At 52.4% G+C, this 17,890-nt stretch carries 19 protein-coding genes and 1 pseudogene; 10 read left to right on the top strand and 10 right to left on the bottom strand.

All coding sequences use genetic code 11. The features are described from left to right. Window positions 1-6 precede the first annotated feature (6 nt). Complete coding sequence (hflX, locus tag NXT01_RS00980; RefSeq protein ID WP_259076456.1) at window positions 7-1,545, bottom strand: GTPase HflX; 1,539 nt, start codon at window positions 1,543-1,545, stop codon at window positions 7-9. A gap of 100 nt (window positions 1,546-1,645) precedes the next feature. Between hflX and NXT01_RS00975 the strand changes: the two genes are divergently transcribed. Continuing rightward, on the top strand, window positions 1,646-2,398 hold the full coding sequence (locus NXT01_RS00975; RefSeq protein WP_259076454.1) for a hypothetical protein: 753 nt from the start codon (window positions 1,646-1,648) through the stop codon (window positions 2,396-2,398). A 43-nt stretch (window positions 2,399-2,441) separates the two neighbouring features. Then, window positions 2,442-2,978 carry a hypothetical protein gene (locus tag NXT01_RS00970; RefSeq protein WP_259076452.1) on the top strand — a complete coding sequence of 179 codons (537 nt, stop codon included), beginning with the start codon at window positions 2,442-2,444 and terminating at the stop codon, window positions 2,976-2,978. On the opposite strand, the gene dapF is transcribed toward NXT01_RS00970, so the two are convergent. The 3 genes from dapF to NXT01_RS00955 are packed head-to-tail and all read right to left on the bottom strand — an operon-like array spanning window position 2,975 to window position 5,470. Continuing rightward, window positions 2,975-3,859 carry a diaminopimelate epimerase gene (gene dapF / locus NXT01_RS00965; protein WP_259076450.1) on the bottom strand — a complete coding sequence of 295 codons (885 nt, stop codon included), beginning with the start codon at window positions 3,857-3,859 and terminating at the stop codon, window positions 2,975-2,977. The genes NXT01_RS00970 and dapF overlap by 4 nt on opposite strands. Window positions 3,860-3,877: 18 nt before the next feature. Next, on the bottom strand, window positions 3,878-4,807 hold the full coding sequence (gene miaA / locus NXT01_RS00960) for a tRNA (adenosine(37)-N6)-dimethylallyltransferase MiaA (RefSeq protein ID WP_396124684.1): 930 nt from the start codon (window positions 4,805-4,807) through the stop codon (window positions 3,878-3,880). Between the two features lie 30 nt (window positions 4,808-4,837). Beyond that, entirely contained in the window at window positions 4,838-5,470 is a 633-nt protein-coding gene (locus tag NXT01_RS00955; RefSeq protein ID WP_259076448.1) for a hypothetical protein, read from the bottom strand. 256 nt (window positions 5,471-5,726) lie between these two features. Here NXT01_RS00955 and NXT01_RS00950 point away from each other — a divergent pair, with 256 nt between their 5' ends. Then, a complete protein-coding gene (locus tag NXT01_RS00950) occupies window positions 5,727-7,037 on the top strand; it encodes a DUF349 domain-containing protein (protein WP_259076446.1) in 1,311 nt (436 codons plus the stop codon). 37 nt (window positions 7,038-7,074) lie between these two features. Here the strand turns inward: NXT01_RS00950 and NXT01_RS00945 are convergent, their stop codons facing one another. After that, window positions 7,075-7,719 carry a hypothetical protein gene (locus tag NXT01_RS00945; RefSeq protein WP_259076445.1) on the bottom strand — a complete coding sequence of 215 codons (645 nt, stop codon included), beginning with the start codon at window positions 7,717-7,719 and terminating at the stop codon, window positions 7,075-7,077. Window positions 7,720-7,770: 51 nt separating this feature from the next. Beyond that, on the bottom strand, window positions 7,771-9,321 hold the full coding sequence (gene miaB / locus NXT01_RS00940; protein WP_259076443.1) for a tRNA (N6-isopentenyl adenosine(37)-C2)-methylthiotransferase MiaB: 1,551 nt from the start codon (window positions 9,319-9,321) through the stop codon (window positions 7,771-7,773). A 234-nt stretch (window positions 9,322-9,555) separates the two neighbouring features. Here miaB and NXT01_RS00935 point away from each other — a divergent pair, with 234 nt between their 5' ends. From NXT01_RS00935 to NXT01_RS00920, 4 genes and pseudogenes are all read left to right on the top strand, one after another. Beyond that, window positions 9,556-10,284 carry an amino acid ABC transporter ATP-binding protein gene (locus tag NXT01_RS00935; protein WP_259077091.1) on the top strand — a complete coding sequence of 243 codons (729 nt, stop codon included), beginning with the start codon at window positions 9,556-9,558 and terminating at the stop codon, window positions 10,282-10,284. A 31-nt stretch (window positions 10,285-10,315) separates the two neighbouring features. Then, the gene (locus NXT01_RS00930; RefSeq protein WP_259076441.1) at window positions 10,316-11,197 is read left to right on the top strand and encodes a glutamate ABC transporter substrate-binding protein; all 882 of its coding nucleotides are present in this window, start codon (window positions 10,316-10,318) and stop codon (window positions 11,195-11,197) included. 97 nt (window positions 11,198-11,294) lie between these two features. Beyond that, a pseudogene (locus NXT01_RS00925) lies at window positions 11,295-11,980 on the top strand (amino acid ABC transporter permease). Continuing rightward, the gene (locus tag NXT01_RS00920; RefSeq protein WP_259076438.1) at window positions 11,980-12,921 is read left to right on the top strand and encodes an amino acid ABC transporter permease; all 942 of its coding nucleotides are present in this window, start codon (window positions 11,980-11,982) and stop codon (window positions 12,919-12,921) included. Before NXT01_RS00925 ends, NXT01_RS00920 begins: the two are co-directional and overlap by 1 nt. A gap of 7 nt (window positions 12,922-12,928) precedes the next feature. On the opposite strand, the gene NXT01_RS00915 is transcribed toward NXT01_RS00920, so the two are convergent. The 3 genes from NXT01_RS00915 to NXT01_RS00905 all read right to left on the bottom strand — a co-directional run bounded on the left by NXT01_RS00915 (window position 12,929) and on the right by NXT01_RS00905 (window position 15,046). Then, a complete protein-coding gene (locus tag NXT01_RS00915) occupies window positions 12,929-13,528 on the bottom strand; it encodes a regulatory protein RecX (RefSeq protein WP_259076436.1) in 600 nt (199 codons plus the stop codon). A gap of 12 nt (window positions 13,529-13,540) precedes the next feature. Then, window positions 13,541-14,644 (bottom strand): recombinase RecA, encoded by a 1,104-nt coding sequence (gene recA, locus NXT01_RS00910; RefSeq protein WP_259076434.1) that lies wholly within the window; start codon window positions 14,642-14,644, stop codon window positions 13,541-13,543. Between the two features lie 195 nt (window positions 14,645-14,839). Continuing rightward, window positions 14,840-15,046 carry a DUF3046 domain-containing protein gene (locus NXT01_RS00905; protein WP_259076431.1) on the bottom strand — a complete coding sequence of 69 codons (207 nt, stop codon included), beginning with the start codon at window positions 15,044-15,046 and terminating at the stop codon, window positions 14,840-14,842. A gap of 68 nt (window positions 15,047-15,114) precedes the next feature. Here NXT01_RS00905 and NXT01_RS00900 point away from each other — a divergent pair, with 68 nt between their 5' ends. From NXT01_RS00900 to NXT01_RS00890, 3 genes are all read left to right on the top strand, one after another. Next, window positions 15,115-15,684 carry a biotin transporter BioY gene (locus NXT01_RS00900; protein WP_259077090.1) on the top strand — a complete coding sequence of 190 codons (570 nt, stop codon included), beginning with the start codon at window positions 15,115-15,117 and terminating at the stop codon, window positions 15,682-15,684. 65 nt (window positions 15,685-15,749) lie between these two features. Beyond that, a complete protein-coding gene (locus NXT01_RS00895) occupies window positions 15,750-16,442 on the top strand; it encodes an energy-coupling factor ABC transporter ATP-binding protein (protein WP_259076430.1) in 693 nt (230 codons plus the stop codon). Continuing rightward, window positions 16,439-17,053 carry an energy-coupling factor transporter transmembrane protein EcfT gene (locus tag NXT01_RS00890; protein WP_259076428.1) on the top strand — a complete coding sequence of 205 codons (615 nt, stop codon included), beginning with the start codon at window positions 16,439-16,441 and terminating at the stop codon, window positions 17,051-17,053. The genes NXT01_RS00895 and NXT01_RS00890 overlap by 4 nt, the downstream gene beginning before the upstream one ends. A 45-nt stretch (window positions 17,054-17,098) precedes the next feature. Here NXT01_RS00890 and NXT01_RS00885 read toward each other — a convergent pair whose 3' ends face one another. Further along, on the bottom strand, window positions 17,099-17,887 hold the full coding sequence (locus tag NXT01_RS00885) for a PspA/IM30 family protein (protein WP_259076426.1): 789 nt from the start codon (window positions 17,885-17,887) through the stop codon (window positions 17,099-17,101). Window positions 17,888-17,890 lie beyond the last annotated feature (3 nt).

Raw genomic sequence — 17,890 nt, 5'->3', positions numbered from 1 at the left:
CAGGCTCTAGGCATGACCTTCCGCAGAGGCGATCTGGAACTCCGCCAACTGGTTGGCCATAGACTGAGGTAAGCGAACGTCCATTCTCGTTCCCTCTTCGGTGTGGGATTCCTGCAGCACTGTTCCCAGGTGGTGCAGCTTAGAGACGATATCGCCACGGGTATAGGGGATGAGCAGCTCGGCATGGGCATCGAGGGAGTTGAGGAAAAGCTCAACTCGAGCTTCTAACGCTGGAATACCCTCACCAGTTTTGGCAGAGACGAAGACAACATCGTCGAGCGCATGTCGCAATTCAGCGAGAACCAACGGATCAGCCTGATCAATCTTGTTCACCACGATGATCTCCGGGGGAGCGTCGGCTTTTTGCTCACGCACGATTTCACCGATCACCTCGTTAACAGCAGCGATCTGCTTGAGCGGAAAGGGATCCGAACCGTCGACAACATGGAGGACCAGATCTGCCTCCACAACCTCTTCAAGGGTTGATCGGAAGGCCTCGACCAACTGCGTGGGAAGGTGGCGCACAAAGCCGACCGTGTCGGTGAAGACCACGTGGCGACCATCGCCAAGTTCTGCTTTTCTCGTGGTGGGATCAAGGGTGGCGAAGAGGGCGTTCTCCACCAATACCCCGGCCCCTGTCATGGCATTGATCAACGAGGATTTTCCAGCATTGGTATAGCCCGCGATGGCTATCTGGGGGATCGAGGAATCGCGGCGCTGTGAGCGCTTAACGTCACGGGCGGTCTTCATCCCAGAGATCTCTCGACGTAGCTTCGCCATATCAGAACGAAGTCGGCGGCGATCGGCTTCAATTTTAGTTTCGCCAGGACCACGCAGACCGACACCACCATTGGAGCCTGCACGTCCACCCGCTTGGCGTGATAGTGCCCCACCCCACCCACGAACGCGAGTAATCAGATATTCCATTTGTGCAAGCGAGACCTGTGCTTTTCCTTCTTTACTCTTCGCATGTTGCGCAAAGATATCGAGAATCAGCATGGTGCGGTCGATAACTTTGACATCGAGAGCTTTCTCTAGTGCAATCATCTGGCTGGGACTTAGCTCACCATCGCAGATAACAGTATCTACTCCGGTGTCATTAACGATCTCTTTGAGTTCTTTAACTTTACCGGAGCCGATATAGGTACTGGGGTCGGGACGGTCGCGCTTTTGGTAGAACATATCGGTGATATGCGAGCCTGCAGTCTCTGCGAGAGCTGCCAATTCCTGCATTGTTGCTTCGATCTCGGCGGTAGTGCCCTCGGTCCACACGCCCACGAGGATGACTCGCTCGAGACGGAGCTTCCGATACTCGACGTCATAACCGTCTTCTTGGTCGGTCGCATGGAGTTCGGACTCACCGCCGATTCGCCTTAAGGAACTACGCTGTTCCAAATCGAGTTCACCGACCGTAGGTTGAGCGCTCACTAGGCCGGTGAGGTCGTGGCCGGAAGGCTCGGTGGGTACTGTCTGCTGGTGGTCGCTGAAAGCTTGGGCGAGTAGTGCGTCGTGGTCGATTTCGTTATTTTTCTTATTATTGTTCATCGTTACTACTCATTGTCTCACTTCCTAGGCAGTCTTGGCCAATATTTAACTGGTATTCATAAAATGGTAAAGACCGATCCCACTGGATAGTATGGGTCCTATGAGTCATGATTTGGAAGCCCTAGGCTTGAACTACGAGCACTGGCAAGATGCCGTGGAGGCAGCTATTGCTACTAATAATCTCTCTGTCACAGGCGAGGTTCGCGGCGGACAATTAATCCAATACGCCGACCCCTCTGGGGCTCAGATCAATATCCTAGCTGTGGAACCCTTCGCAACATTCGCGGGGTTTGAAGCCGAGACCACGAATTTTGGGCATATCGCGATGATCAATGATGTGCTCGCACTTGTGGAGGTTGTTGATTGCCACGGCGCTCCGATCACGACCCTGACAGTTAATCTCGCTCAAGGTCCGTTGTTGGTCGATGAGTCACAACAGCGCTGGCAACAAGTGGGTATCACGGCGCTGGTTGACGAGCACACACTCGTCATACACCCAGATGAACAAAGATATCGCGATGCCTCCGGTCGTGAATCGGGGTACATCGAATCTCCAGGAGCCGAAGTAATTAACGCTGGCTCAGCTGCCTCTGCTCCAACAGCCGCTGTTAAATTTAGCGCGCGCGTCTTGCAAGCCGAGTATCGCCGTAACGCCCTCAATGGTCAGCAGTTCATACACTGCACTATCGATGCTTCGATAGCATTGGACCTATGCATGCCATACCAAACAGAGCTGCCTGTGAAGGGCAGCGTCATCACGGGCGAAGCTCTCTTGGTGGGATCTGTAGTCGCTCCTCAGGGCTGTAGTTCGGGGGGTTGCGGCTGCGGCTCCGGTGGTTGCGGCAGCCATTAATAATTAGACGCTAAGAGACGAGATCTTGTAATCTGAAGGCCTTATGAGCGAATTAGAAGCAATCGACGGTGGGAACCCCCAGCCAACGTGGCCGTGGCCCGTGGTGCTGGTGTGCTGTGCACTGTTGATCTTCTTTTTCAAAATCGAGGGAGTCTTACTGTCTGTCTTCATCCTGGCGGGGGTCTTTCTCATTACTAAATTCCAACCAAATTATCAGGAGGGCTCGGCCCTGAAGTCCTCGATCACTCTGTCGAAAGAGGATATTGAGGACGTATTGGCCGAGTACGACAAATTCTTACATGGTATGGAGGCAGACGATCTAGCTGATCGCACAATCATAAGACCAGCCCTAGCTGACTCGGATTGTACGGAGCCCGATATTTCAGAGTTTATCTTCTTGTCTAAGACGTCCAAGCGCTTCGTCTCCCGCCTCGATTCACGTTTGCGCCGCAACCTCTCGGTAACCCAACTAGAAGAACTTCTCAAGATCACCGATGCCCGAGCCCTCGAACTGCAAGAGTCGTGGATACGGGCACGCCGCGCTGCCCAACGGCTCGGCACTGATTACAAATCTTCCTAGCGATCAGTATAGGCTTTAAGATCGATCGTTCCCCGCGCTACGATCTGCGAAGGGCCACTCAAAATTGCCCTGTCTTCGGTAATTTCCACAGTCACCTCGCCGCCGAGAACCCCTACGTGCAGCGTCCCAGTGGTATCCCCCCGATCTGCAAGAGCAGCCACGGCCGCAGCTACGGTTCCCGTTCCACAGGAACGGGTCTCACCTACTCCGCGCTCATATACACGCATATAGATATCTCCACCGGGTTTGAGCGCAATGATCTCCACATTCACACCAGAGGGGAAAAAATCACGATCAAAGACCGGTGGCGCCATCTCCAGAGAATTAAGGTGCTCTGCCGTCATTCCAGGTACCACACAGGCAAGATGGGGGTTACCTGTGCTCACTGCTAATCCAGCAAAGGCTTGTCCCGCTACGGTACACGTGGATAGACCGCGGACCTGAACCGATCCCATATCAACGCTGACCATCGCACGGTGAGGATCGGCGGCTAAAACCCGCACCCGACGCGCCCCTGCGCGTGTTCCTACCGTAAATTCGGTTGTACCCACGAGGCCTTCCACGCTGAGCACGTGGGCGAATACTCGTAGTCCATTCCCGCACATCTCGGCCACTGATCCATCTGCGTTGTAGTAGTCCATAAACCAGTGTGTTGCGTTAATGCCCTCGGCGAGCTCAGAGATATAGCCTCCTTCCTGTAGCGCCCCGGCATGAGCAACGCGCAGCAACCCGTCGGCACCGATACCGGAATGCCGGTTGCAGAGGGCCTGGATGATCTCGGGGGCTAAATCTAAGCTGGCAGCTGGATCGACAACGATTATGAAGTCATTTTCCGTACCATGACCTTTTATAAAAGGTACGAGATGGGCTGAGGTATTCACTGATCGATCCTTTCTCGGTTAAGGGGCACTTATAGTTTCTAGGATATCCATGGTTTGAGATAGGGTATCGCCGCTGGCCTTGATCCACTGCACCCGCGGATCTCTACGGAACCACGATCGCTGGCGGCGGACGTATCGCCGTGTCCCTATCACAGTTTTCTCCCATGCCTCTTCAAGATCCATATTTCCGGTGAGTACCTCCAGCATTTGGGAGTAACCTATGGCGCTGCCCGCAGTCGAATCAGCTCGTAACCCATGGTTGCGGTAGAGATTTTCCACTTCTGCTGCAAAGCCGCGATCGAACATCAGGTGGGTGCGCTGTTCGATTCGTGGGTTCAGCCACTCAGGTGTGGTAGCCAAACCAATAATGGTTGTATTCCAGCGCGGCGCGGCGCTTTTATCTGGCTGCGAGGCTTTATACGGTTGACCAGTTAATTCAATGACTTCAAGGGCGCGAACGGTCCTACGAGGATCTTTATCTTCGATGATTTCTGCAGCGACAGGGTCGAGGTGATGCAGATAGGCGTGGAGTTGGTCAATGCCATCTGTTTCGAGGCGCTGTTCCCAATAGGCTCTTACTCCAGGATCGGTTGGAGGGAATTGCCAGTCGTCGATTAGCGATTGTACGTAAAGCATGGACCCACCAACGAGTAGAGGGGTTTTTCCGCGTCGTTGGATATCTTCTACACAGGCGATAGCTCGCGCTTGATAATTCGCAACCGATGCCCGCTCGGTGACATCGAGGATATCAAGTAGGTGATGCGGTATTCCCTCGCGCTCACCGACGGTGAGTTTGGCGGTCCCTATATCCATGCCCCGGTAGAGTTGCATGGAATCAGTATTGACAATCTCTGCATTAACGTGGTGGGCAAGTGCGATGCTCAGGCTGGACTTCCCAGAGGCTGTAGGCCCGATTATCGCCACTGGATGAGGCAAAGTGGCAGCCATAATATCCCTTCGTGTTGCATACTTGAGGTCCTAGTGTAGAGCAGTATCCACACGGATATTGATATGTGCAACATAGCGCGCTACTCCCAGGCTGGAGTCGACGTGAATGAGTTCAGATTTGAGGAATTCCTGTCGGTAGTTGGCCAGTTCTAACCATAGGTCGGGGTTTTCCACACCGGCCTCGAGAAGAAAATTGTACGAGATCCTTCGAAAATTTCTTCCCTGGAGAAGATCGAGGCACCAGCGATCACTTGCGCTAGATTGCGGTAGCAGACTTAAAGGAGCGCGTTCGGTCATGCCGGCGCTTCCGTCGAGCATGAGGATAATGACCTCCCCATCGCAAAGGGGGCCTATAGACTCACTCGTGTGAGTGATGGAAGCCTCTTCGTATGGAAGTAGGTGTCGAGCGATAATCTCTGGTAGATAGTGGCCTGAACTGACCCGATACGAGGTGGGTGCCCACGCCTGCAAGCTGCCGGTGTGACGAGTAAAGTCACGTCTACACTTGCGGTACACAATGCGAGTTGAGGCGGCCTTCCCTGTCACTAGCTCGGTGAGCTTTGCCCTCGCCCGCTGGTACAGTAAGGCTCCTTGCTCATCACCGCGACCGATCCCGGGGATAATGGCCGGAGAAGGCGGAATGAGAATCAAATCGCTTGCCATAGAGTTTCCTCGAGACTGATCGTTGAAATTTCTCCCACACCATTCTAGCGTGTCTGAGTGGCTAGATTCTCTACCCCCGCTTGGTTAGCTGGGGGATCATCAAGCAATGACATTCATTGGCTGCAGCGGTATGTTTATCACAGGAGCATTTTCATCTCTCCGCTCTGTGAAGTGGGAGATGCTCTCTCTAGTTGTTTCCCGTTGAGGCAGCCGCGTCGCGCGGCACGATCGCATGAAGTAAAGGATGGCACCGACCATGACCAGTATCCCTAAACCCGTACCCCGCCCTGGCACTCTTGCTGGTGCTAAGCCCGCCACGGTGGCACCAATAGTTACCGCTACACCGGTGAGCGATCCAACTCAGTGGGGTCGTGTAGAGGAAGACGGCAGCGCCTATGTCACCACCGCTCACGGGGATCGTCTTATTGGCTCATGGCAGGCTGGTACTCCTGCTGAGGGTCTCGCACATTATGGGGCGCGATACGATGATCTTGCAACTGAGGTCGCATACCTGGAAAACCGCCTCGTCAGTCACCCTAATGAGGCATCGCATATCAAGACTAAGGCTAACGAACTTTTTGCCAGTCTCGCAGATGCTGCAGTTATCGGTGATCTTGCAGCCCTTGAAGATCGTCTGAAATCTACCATTGCAAATGCCGATGAAGTAGGACATAAGGCTAAGGAAGAAAAGGCACGGCGCCGCGAAGAGAATATCAAGCGCAAGGAGGCGCTCGCCCTGGAGGCGGAGGATCTCGCGGAGAAGTCCACCGACTGGAAACAGGCGGGTGACCGGATTCGGGAAATCCTCGATGAGTGGAAGACCATTCGCGGCATCGATAGGAAGACTGATGACGCTTTGTGGAAACGCTATTCCCGGGCCCGAGATTCTTTCAACCGGCGCCGGGGGGCTCACTTTGCCGAACTCGATCGAGGACGCGCTGCAGCTCGTCGTGTCAAAGAAGATCTTGTCGCTCGTGCAGAGGAATTAAAAGACTCGACGGATTGGGGCGAAACCGCCCGAGCTTTCCGCGATTTGATGAAAGAGTGGAAGTCTGCTGGGCGTGCACCTCGTGACGTTGACGATAAATTGTGGGAGGCTTTTAAGAGCGCCCAGGATCACTTTTTCGAGGCACGTAATGCCCAGGCCCATGAGCGTGATGTGGAATTTGAGCACAACGCCCAGGCTAAGCAGGAGCTTCTCGATCAGTATGATGCGCTGATCAACCCCGAGAATGGGCTGGATAAGGCTCGAGCTCACTTGCGAGAATTGCAGGAAAAGTGGGAAGCCATCGGATTTGTTCCTCGCGATAGGGTGCGCGAATTCGAGCAGAAGATCGGCAAGCTGGAAAAGCGCGTGACTCAGGCTGCCGATGAGCAGTGGCGGCGCACCGATCCCGCGGCGCAGGCGCGCGCCGCTCAGTTTAGTGCCAAAGTTACGGAGCTTAATGCTCAGGCTACTGCTGCCGAAGAAAAAGGGCAGGCCAAAAAAGCTCAGTCACTGCGTGAGCAAGCTCAGCAGTGGCAGGAATGGGCAGATGCTGCGTTGAGCGCAGTTGAAAATCGCTAAATAATAAGCGGCCAAGATACCCATCTTGGCCGCTTTTCTAATCGTCTACCGGTCTTATTTTTCGTTTGCGTGATGCTCGCTGTCGTCTGTCATCAATAAGCAGTGGATTCGTCTCTGGATTTACCCTCGCCTGGCGCTGGGCGTATCCCACTTCATCCAGGTTTTCTCGGGCAGCTCGCATCTGGGCGATCTCCTTTTGCCGATCTGTACGCTGCCACACAATCAGGCTCAGCACTACTACCGCAAAGATAACGGATCCGACCTCTAGATAAAATCCGGGACCTATCCCTGGAGCCGCTCCTACTTCTTTATCCTGCAATCGCATCCACAAGGCGAAGACGGAACTAACAAGACCGACTCCGCTCAGCAGCCAGGCCACCCAGCCGAATATGGTGCGAGACGTCGTCAACAGAAGACCTCCCATGACGAGCACACCGAGGGCGGAGACAATAACAAATACCTGCTCCGCGATCCCGATGCGGATTCCCTCCGATGGTGCGCGAAGGAAGAGTACCTGCCAACCGCGCATATCACCCGCATGCGGTATGAGCAGGCCCACCGCGAAGAATAATTGGGCAAGCCGGAGGTAGGGCCCATAGGGGCGGTAGGAGATGATGCGTGATGCCTCCCGCTCCTCAAGTGCTAATTGTGCTGGGCTAAGATTCTCTAGCTTTGCTGACACCTATTTCTCCTCGCCATCAACATATTGCTTGTTGCAGCATCATTCTACACCCTAACAACAGCCACCTTGTTCGTCCGGTACTCGAGCTGGCCGGCCGATGGGAGGCAGGCCCAGGCGCACGCCAACTGGCGGGGTAGTTGGTAGTTGTCCTTGCGCGCTCATATCACCGGCCTTTGTCGCACGGTAGGTCAATACCCCGTGGTCAGCTGTCACATAATAGGACTTCGCACCAGTGATTTCCACGGTGACTATATCGCCGGGGCGAATATCGATCGAAGAACCGTCAGCGTGCATTTGTGGTGCGAAGTGAACGAGTCGACCATCTCGAGCTCGCCCTGAGAGCCGGTGGGTGAGCTCATTTTTGCGTCCTGCTGCTTCTTGCACTAATAACTCGACTTGGCGGCCGATAAGCTTATAGTTTTCTTCGAAGCTGATCTGCTCTTGCAGTGCTATCAATCGTTCGTACCGCTCTTGCACAACGTCTTTGGGTATCTGGTTCTCATACTCGGCTGCTGGAGTTCCAGGCCGCGGTGAGTATTGGAAGGTATAGGCAGAAGAGAAACGTGATTGTTCTACCACAGCAAGAGTTGCTTGGAAATCTTCCTCGGTTTCGCCTGGAAAGCCCACGATAATATCGGTAGTAATGGCAGCGTGTGGAATCTTGTGCCGCACTTCCTCCAATATTTTGAGGAACTTCTTTGACCGATAACTGCGACGCATCTCTTTGAGAACCTTGTCGGATCCCGATTGCAGAGGCATATGCAATTGGGGACAGATATTGGGTGTCTCAGCCATCGCATCGATGACATCTGAGGTGAATTCAGCAGGGTGAGGCGAAGTAAAACGCAATCGCTCCAAACCGTCTATTGTCCCGCAGGCACGCAGCAGCTTGGAAAAAGCGAAACGATCGCGAGGTAAATCTGGATCCGCAAAGTGGACACCATAGGCATTAACATTCTGCCCGAGCAACGTCACCTCACTAACGCCTTGATCTACCAAGGCCTGTACCTCGCTGAGAATATCACCTGGGCGGCGGTCTGTTTCCTTGCCTCTGAGAGATGGAACGATGCAGAAGGTACAGGTATTATTACATCCCACCGATACCGATACCCAGCCCGCATAAGCCGACTCACGCTTGGCGGGGAGCACGGAGGGGAACTGTTCAAGCGCGTCAAGGATTTCTACCTGGGCCTTGTTGTTGTGCCGCGCCCGATCTAGAAGCGCCGGAAGTGATCCGATATTGTGGGTTCCGAATACTACGTCTACCCACGGAGCCTTTTTCAGCACCACATCTTTGTCTTTTTGCGCCAGGCAACCCCCCACCGCTATTTGCATATGTGGTCTTTGCTCTTTGAGTGCACGCAGATTGCCAAGAGTGCCATACAGTCGCATATCGGCATTTTCGCGAACTGCGCATGTATTAAAGACTATAAGGTCAGGGTCTCTTCCTTCGGCGACGTGCTGATATCCGGCTTCCTCAAGCAGGCCCGAAAGGCGCTCTGAGTCGTGGACATTCATCTGACAGCCAAAGGTGCGAACCTCGTAGCTAAGTGGAGACCGCGATGAATCGGTAAGGGCTGAAGGATTATTGGTGGCAGACACTTGGGTGATTCTAGCGCTTGCCTTAATTTTTGACGAACTGCATCGAGAACTTTCATTCTTAGAATTAATCAGACTACCCTGCCGTTTATACCTCACCCCCGCCACACGTGATCGTTCAGCACTTTTTCTACTTTTCCCACACCCGCCTTACTGCAGTGACATAAGCATCACCAGGCTAGAACTATGACACAAAACACATACGGGCATGGGAGCCCCTCCTCTGATTGGTTCCCTATTATCAGGTTCGATGGCGTCAACAAGTATTTCGATGACTTCCACGCTCTGAAAAATATCAACCTCGATATACCGCGCGGTCAAGTGGTCGTCGTCATTGGGCCATCGGGCTCGGGCAAGTCCACGCTGTGTCGCGCGATTAACAGACTAGAAACCATCGAACAAGGCACCATCTATATTGACGGTGAGCGTCTACCTGAAGAAGGAAAAGATCTCGCGCGGCTTCGCAGCGAGGTGGGCATTGTTTTCCAATCATTCAACCTTTTCCCTCATATGACCATCCGTGACAACGTCACGCTCGGCCCCATCAAGGTGCGGGGTATGCCTAAAAACACAGCTCAGGCCCTCGCCCTCGATTTGCTCGACAGGGTTGGAATTGGAAATCAAGCGAAAAAGTATCCAGCTCAACTCTCAGGTGGCCAACAGCAGCGAGTTGCTATAGCCCGTGCTCTGGCAATGCAACCCAAGGTGATGCTATTCGACGAACCGACCTCTGCTTTAGACCCTGAAATGGTTAACGAAGTTCTCGACGTGATGACAGACCTTGCCCACGAAGGTATGACTATGGTCTGCGTCACTCACGAAATGGGATTCGCACGCAAGGCTGCGCACCGAGTTCTTTTCATGGCCGACGGTGAAATCATCGAAGACAGCGATCCTCAGTCCTTCTTCGATAATCCGCAGCACGAGCGATCTCAAGATTTCCTCAGCAAAATCCTATCCAATTAAATCCCTTTACAAATCTCTAGGAGAACCACTTATGAAAAACTCTCACTCCACCTCTATTGCTTCTATGACCACCCTCGCAATTGCCGGATTAGCTACCCTTACCAGCTGCGGTTCTACCGAGGAGTCGGGCGCAGGACTAATCGCACATATTGAAGCAGGATCAGTCACAGTAGGAACTAAATTCAATCAACCTGGACTCGGCCTCAAAGAAGCCTCGGGGGAACTCACCGGACTTGACGTTGATGTTGCCACCCATATCGTCAACCGAATCGCTGCCGATAACGGCTGGGAGGAGCCGGAAATAACATGGCGCGAGTGTCCTTCTTCGCAACGCGAAACATTGATCCAAAACGGCGAAGTCGATCTCATCGCGGCCACCTATTCGATCAACAAATCGCGCAATGAAGCTGTCAACTTTGGTGGCCCCTACCTGCTTACTCATCAGGCACTACTCGTGCGCTTAGATGATGACCAAATCACGAGGCTAGAAGATCTTGGTGCTGGCAAGATTTTATGTTCGGTATCGGGCTCCACCCCCGCCCAAAAGGTCAAGGACTCGCTTCCAGACGTGCAACTTCAAGAATATGATACCTACTCTTCATGCGTGGAGGCGCTGCGCCAGGGCAATGTCGATGCCATGACCACCGACGCCACTATTCTCAATGGCTACGCAGCTCAGGATGACGGCGCCTTCACAGTGATCGAGATGACTAAGGACGATATGCCTTTCACTGATGAACATTATGGCATTGGTCTGGCCAAGGATGATCAAGAGGCTACTGACGCTGTTAACAAGGCACTACAAGAAATGTACGACTCCGGTGATTCTGCAACGCTCATCACCAAAAACCTCGGTAAAAATGCCACTGGTGTCTCCACTGACGTCCCAGGAGACCTTGCCTTTATTGGTTAGATCACTCAATCAGCCCAGCTGATTTTTGAGATGCTTTCCATCGAAGATGGCAGTTTTTGCCTCTTTATTGTAGAGGTAACTATTGAGAAGGAACTATATGGATGCACTATGGGCACAACTCGGGCCAGCTATCCTTCCGGCTTTTTGGATCACCATTAAACTGACTATCCTTTCTGCACTAGGGCGCTGGCCATCGGGACCATCCTGGTATCTATGCGGGTGTCCCCGATTGGGATCCTGCGCACGCTAGCCACCCTCTATATCAATACAATAAGAAATACTCCGCTCACCCTGGTCGTGCTGCTCTGTTCCTTCGGCCTCTACCAAACCCTCTGATTGCAATTAGCCCAGCGCGACTCTACATCTTATCTCGTAGATAATAACTTCCGTCTCGCCGTGATTGGATTCACCATCTATACCTCTGCTTTCGTAGCAGAATGCTTGCGGGCTGGGATTAATACCGTGGACTTCGGCCAGGCGGAAGCGGCGAGATCTTTGGGCCTTAATTTCCGGCAGACCTTCATCGCTATAGTATTCCCCCAAGCATTCAGAGCCGCTGTTGTCCCTCTCGGCAATACCCTTATTGCCCTGACCAAAAACACTACCGTAGCTTCGGTTATAGGAGTAGCTGAGGCATCTCTTTTGATGAAAGAGGTTATTGAGAAGAATGCCAACCAACTGTGGATCATTTTCGGATGTTTTGCTCTTGGCTTCATGATTCTTACGATCCCTATGGGGCTTATCGTAGGCCGCGTCTCGCAGAAAGTGGCGGTTAGTAAATAATGTCTACTCGTGCCACAGTTCTCTACGACACTCCGGGCGCCCGCGGCCGTCTCTTCAATCGCATCTACACCTTTGCTACCTTGGTTATGGCTCTCGCTATAGCTGGATGGATCTTCACCATTCTGGGAAGAGAGGGACAACTCGAGGCCGATAAGTGGACCCCTTTTCTTCGTGCTAATACGTGGACGACCTACCTTCTTCCTGGTCTCCTGGGTACCCTGCAGTCGGCTTTTGCATCGGTCATCCTAGCTATCGCCATCGGAGTGCTCCTTGGGCTCGGAAAATTATCGCAATGGCGAATCATCTCTGTGTATTGCGCTGCCTTCGTGGAGTTTTTTCGCGCAATTCCCGTCCTGCTTCTGATTATCTTCGCTTATCAGCTTCTCGCGGTATACAATATCGTGTTTCCTCGTTACCTAGCTTTCACAGCGGTCGTAATCGCCCTCACCTTGTACAACGGTTCGGTCATAGCCGAAATTTTGCGCTCTGGTATGAAGAATTTACCCAGGGGACAGTACGAGGCGGCTGCGGCTCTCGGCCTCAGTCATGGACAAACGATGAGGTCAGTTATGCTCCCTCAGGCCATTGCCGCTATGTTGCCGGCGTTGATCGCTCAGGCGGTGATCGCTATTAAAGATTCGGCGCTAGGTTATCAGATTGGTTTCGTAGAGGTAGTCAGACAGGGTATTCAATCATCGGCATTCAACCGAAATTATCTAGCCTCACTTGTCGTGGTGGCAGCCATTATGATTCTCATCAACTACACCCTCACCGTGTTCGCGGAAAGGGTGGAACGCCAATTGCGCGCCGGGCGCGCTCGGCGGAATATTTTCGCCACGGTCCCCTATCAACCCGATCCTGGAATCGATACCAAGGATTCCGTTATAGTTGATTGGCACGATCCAAACCACAAGGATCTGCGCGACCCTGGGCGATTTTAGAGTGCTTTTATAACTTACGCGCTGAGCTTAGTTCACTGATTCGCTCATCCAGCACTGATCGTCCGATGTTTAGGCTTAGAGAATCTGAGTACCCGCGCCGCGCTAATACGCCGACAATACGACGCAGAAATTTTTGGTAATCCTGGTAATCAGAGGGGGCTGTATGTACACTCCGAGCCTTTTTCTCAGCAAGAGCTAGAGCGGCGCGATACTCGTCGTTTTCGTCGATTTGAGCGAGTGCTTTTAGCCTGAGGTCCTTAACAATTCCTTTGTCGCGAAGCTCGTGGTCTAGGGCCTGTTTCGACTTACACCTCTTCTCATGACGCTGTCGCACCCACTCAAAAGCGAAACTCTCGTCATCGAGAAGGCGCGAAGAGCGAAAATCGTGAATGACTTCCTCGATAAGTGCTTCCGCGAACTCCATATCCATCAACCGCGATCGCAGTTCCGCTTCGGAGCGTGGCCGCTGATCGAGGAGCAACAAGGCGCGCCTACGGATTTGCTGTTTAAGTTTGTCCTTTTCCTTGTCGAATAGGGAGCTGCCATCTCCGGCGTAATTGTTAAGAGCTTTCTTCAGTTCGGCGAGTGTTTGCGCGTGCGACGTCATTGTGGAAGTTTTTTAGTCCTCGTCATCAAAATCAACATTGGGCACGAGATCTACTGGCTCATCGCTGAGTTCATCGTCAGTATCGGCATACTCGCCCACTTTAAGCTTTTGTAGGATTTTTTGCTCGATCTCATCAGCCAACTCTGGACTATTGCGGAGATTAATCCGCACTTTTTCCTTGCCCTGTCCCAGCTGATCTCCCTCGTAAGTAAACCAGGAACCGGATTTTTTAATGATGCCGTTATCAACGCCCAGATCGATCAATGAAGATTCACGAGAAATACCCTCCCCGTACATGATGTCGAATTCGGCAACCTTAAAGGGAGGCGAAACCTTATTCTTGACCACCTTCAACCGAGTCCGGTTACCAATGGCATCTTGGCCATCCTTCAGGGTTTGGATACGACGCACGTCACAGCGTACTGAAGCGTAGAATTTGAGCGCTTTTCCACCTGTAGTGGTCTCGGGAGAACCGAACATCACTCCAATTTTTTCTCGAAGCTGATTAATAAAAATCGCCGTAGTCCCTGAATTATAAAGAGCACTAGTCATTTTGCGCAGCGCCTGGCTCATCAAACGGGCTTGCAGTCCCACGTGAGAATCGCCCATCTCCCCCTCCACTTCAGCTTTTGGTGTCAAAGCAGCGACAGAGTCGATGACAATAATATCGATGGCACCGGAGCGCACTAGCATATCGGCAATCTCAAGTGCCTGCTCACCGTGATCTGGTTGCGAGACTAACAGCGCATCAGTATCAACACCGAGTTTACGCGCATATTCAGGATCTAAAGCATGCTCAGCGTCGATAAATGCCGCTATTCCGCCAGCCTTCTGCGCCTCTGCAATGGCGTGCAGAGCTACCGTGGTTTTACCGGAAGATTCTGGACCGTAAATCTCTACCACGCGCCCGCGGGGAAAACCACCGATACCAAGGGCGATATTGATTGCGGTATTGCCAGAGGAAATCGCACTAATAGGTGGACGTTTCTCGTCACCCAGACGCATCACAGCACCTTTGCCAATCTCCTTTTCAATAAGAGCGAGCGCTGCATCTAGAGCTTTAGTCCGGTCGCTTCCAGCTGGCGCTTTAGATTTAGTGGTTTTCTTCGGAGCCATAGGGCATTCTTCTTTCTTGTCGGCAGTCTTAGGCGGGATGCTATAACGAACACTCCGCATTCATCTTCTATAAGACTGCTCTGTATTAGTTGCAGTTCCTTAACGATCTGTGTGTAATCATAATAAATGAGATGGTTCGAACCGTTAGCTTACAGGAACATATGTTCGAAAAGAAATCTTAGCGCTCTGTCAACTCTAAAGATCTTGACCGAGCCAGCGCTCCTCTGGAATGCGGAAATCGTGACAAAGCCCCCACCAGATTTCTCGCACTTCGGTACCCTCGGCTAGTAACTGCCGAGCAGTTTTGCCAAATTTTTCGATAACATGACTATCGACCAGCCAGGCACCATGAGCCGAGCCGAATTCTTCATTAACCAATTGGTGAAATTCCGTCAATCGCATAGGGATAGTTTAGCCATATATTGAGCGGCTGCTTTTCTTGAACGGCGTTAAATACTATGGTTATGAATATGAATTCGTCCTCTTCACGCGCAGGCGTCCAAGATCTTGCCTATATTGCTGTATTTACAGCTCTGATCATTGTTCTAGGCTTCGTTGCCATCCCCATCGGTACAGCCGGTGTGCCTATTGTATTGCAAAACGCTGCCATAATTCTCGCTGGGCTCGTTCTTGGTCCGAAGCGCGGACTTAGCGTAGCTCTGCTTTTCTTGGGCATCGGTCTACTGAACCTCCCAATCCTAGCGGGGGGACGCACTCTTTTCGCCGCCCTCGCTGGCCCCACAGTGGGCTATCTTGTAGGTTATGTATGCGCTGCATTCGTGGCAGGTCTCATTGCCTATCGTGCCCCCAATTCAGACCGCGCACGCAGCACACTCTTCATCACTCTGGGTGGTTTCGCCGGCCTATTACTGCAGTATTTCTTCGGCGTTGTCGGGTTAATGCTGCGCGCTAACATGGATTTGACTGCTGCGGTAGTGGCTCAAGGACCGTTCATTCTTCCTGATATTGCCAAGGTTGTGTTCATCATCTTCATCGCCCTCGCAGTTCATGCTGCTTTCCCAGACCTCAAGCGTCGATAAAACAAGCATTCATTAGCGCTGCTACGGGGACAGCCCTGTGCAGCGCTTTTAACGAAAGTATCCCCATGAGCGTCATCGCATTCGAGAATGTAACCGTCAACTACGATGATCGGCTCGTGCTTAGTGATATTTCCACCGAGCTCACTGAGTCGCGCATCGGTATCATAGGGGCAAATGGCGGTGGTAAATCCACTCTAATCCGGCTGATCAACGGTCTCAGCGAAGCCTCGACCGGTACTGTCACCGTGGATGGGATCGATGTAGCCAAAAAGGGCAAAGAGATTCGCAGAAAAGTAGGTTTTGTCTTTTCGGATGCCGATAATCAGATTGTGATGCCTACTGTTGCCGAGGATCTTGCTTTTTCTCTGCGCCGCCTCAAGCTTCCCAAAAGCGACCGTCAAAAACGGGTAAAGGACATACTCGAGCAATTTGGCCTGGCTTCCCACCACGATCACTCGCCGCATCTTCTATCCGGCGGCCAAAAACAGCTCCTCGCTTTAGCTAGTGTCATGATGGTCGAACCAGATATCATAATTGCCGACGAGCCTACAACCTTGCTCGATATGCGCAATAGGCTCGAGATAAAGAAGACTTTTGCTCGTCTCCCCCAGCAACTGATCGTGGTTACCCACGACCTAGATTTCATTCGCGATTTCGATCGCGTGCTGCTCATTCATGATCATCGAATTTATGCTGACGGCAAACCCGAGGACGTCATTGCGAGCTATGAGACTCTCATGCAGGAGATGACGGCATGATTCGTTCTGTTCCCCTCGGGGTTTATATCGACCGAGACACGGTCATACATCGCTTGGCTCCCATCTGGAAATTTCTCTTTCTTTTTATTTTCGTTGTGACCACAACAATCTGGGTGCATAGCGTCTATCTAGCTCTGGTTTTGGTAGGGGCGGGTCTGGCCCTTCATGCTCTCGCTAGAATCCCACTTCAGGTGGCTTGGGGCCAACTATGGCCGGCCCTTCCTGTGCTCATCATGCTCGGTCTCTTTCAGGCGTGGCAGCTTGGGATTGCCGAGGGGGCCAGATTGGTGCTGGTTATTTTTTCGGCACTAGTGCTCGCTACGCTTTTTACTCTCACCACTCGGCTCGAGGATCTCATGGATTCTCTAGAGTTTTATCTCAGACCACTAGCTAGATATGGGATGAATGTCGATGCCATTGTGCTAGCCATCTCACTGACCTTACGTCTGATTCCGGTGATGCTGAGTACCGTCAATGAGGTCCTCGATGCTCGCAAAGCACGCGGCGCCGATTTCTCGGTCTTAGCTTTTGGAACCCCTGTGATCATCCGGGCTATTCGCCGTGCCCGCGGTATTGCTGATGCTTTGTGGGCACGAGGAGTTGGAGACTAGAAAAGGTGCCCTTGAAAGGACACCTTTTCTTCTGCAGACTATTATCTAAGATTCGTCGCGGAGTTCATCAAGACGGCGGGTCACGGGGTCGTCTCCGCTAATTGCCTTTTTCTCGCTAGTAGCCATCTCTGCGCGTATCTGCTCGAGACGAGAATGTCCAGCAAGCTGCACTCCGGCCTGCTCGATTTCGACCATGCGACCACCAACCGAGTTCTCGGCAAGCTCAGCGGTCCCCAGCGCATTGGCATAACGACGCTCGATTTTCTCGCGCACCTGATCCAAATTAGGGGTATTACGCGCGGTAATCGAATTCATCGAGGTGATGGAATCAGCCACCTTCTCCTGCATCTTTGCTTGCTCTAACTGCGAAAGCAGCTTCGTCCGCTCAGCTACCCTCTGCTGCAGGGCCATGGAGTTGCGTTCTACTGCTTTTTTCGCTGCCGTTGCTTGCTGCAGAGCTTGATCATGTAGCTGCTTAGTATCCTCTACAGATTGCTCTGCGGTTACGAGCTGGGCAGCAAAAGCCTCGGCAGCGTTTTCGTATTCCTGCGCCTTCTGATCGTCGCCAGCAGCGCGAGACTTATCTGCTAACTGCAGTGCCTGACGCGTATTAGCCTGAAGTTTTTCAATTTCAGCAAGACGCCGATTCAATTGCATTTCCAATTGACGCTGATTTCCGATCACTGCCGCAGCTTGTTGCGAGAGTTCCTGGTGCTGGCGCTGGGCATCCTCAATAGCTTGCTGAATTTGAACCTTCGGATCGGCATGCTCTTCGATTTTGCTATCGAAGAGAGCCATGAGATATTTCCAGCCTTTAGTAAACGGGTTAGCCATCGG

The organism is Corynebacterium sp. ES2775-CONJ, from assembly GCF_024814515.1.
In the GTDB taxonomy this organism is placed as follows: Bacteria; Actinomycetota; Actinomycetes; order Mycobacteriales; family Mycobacteriaceae; genus Corynebacterium.
This window is presented reverse-complemented; position numbering and strand designations above follow the sequence as displayed.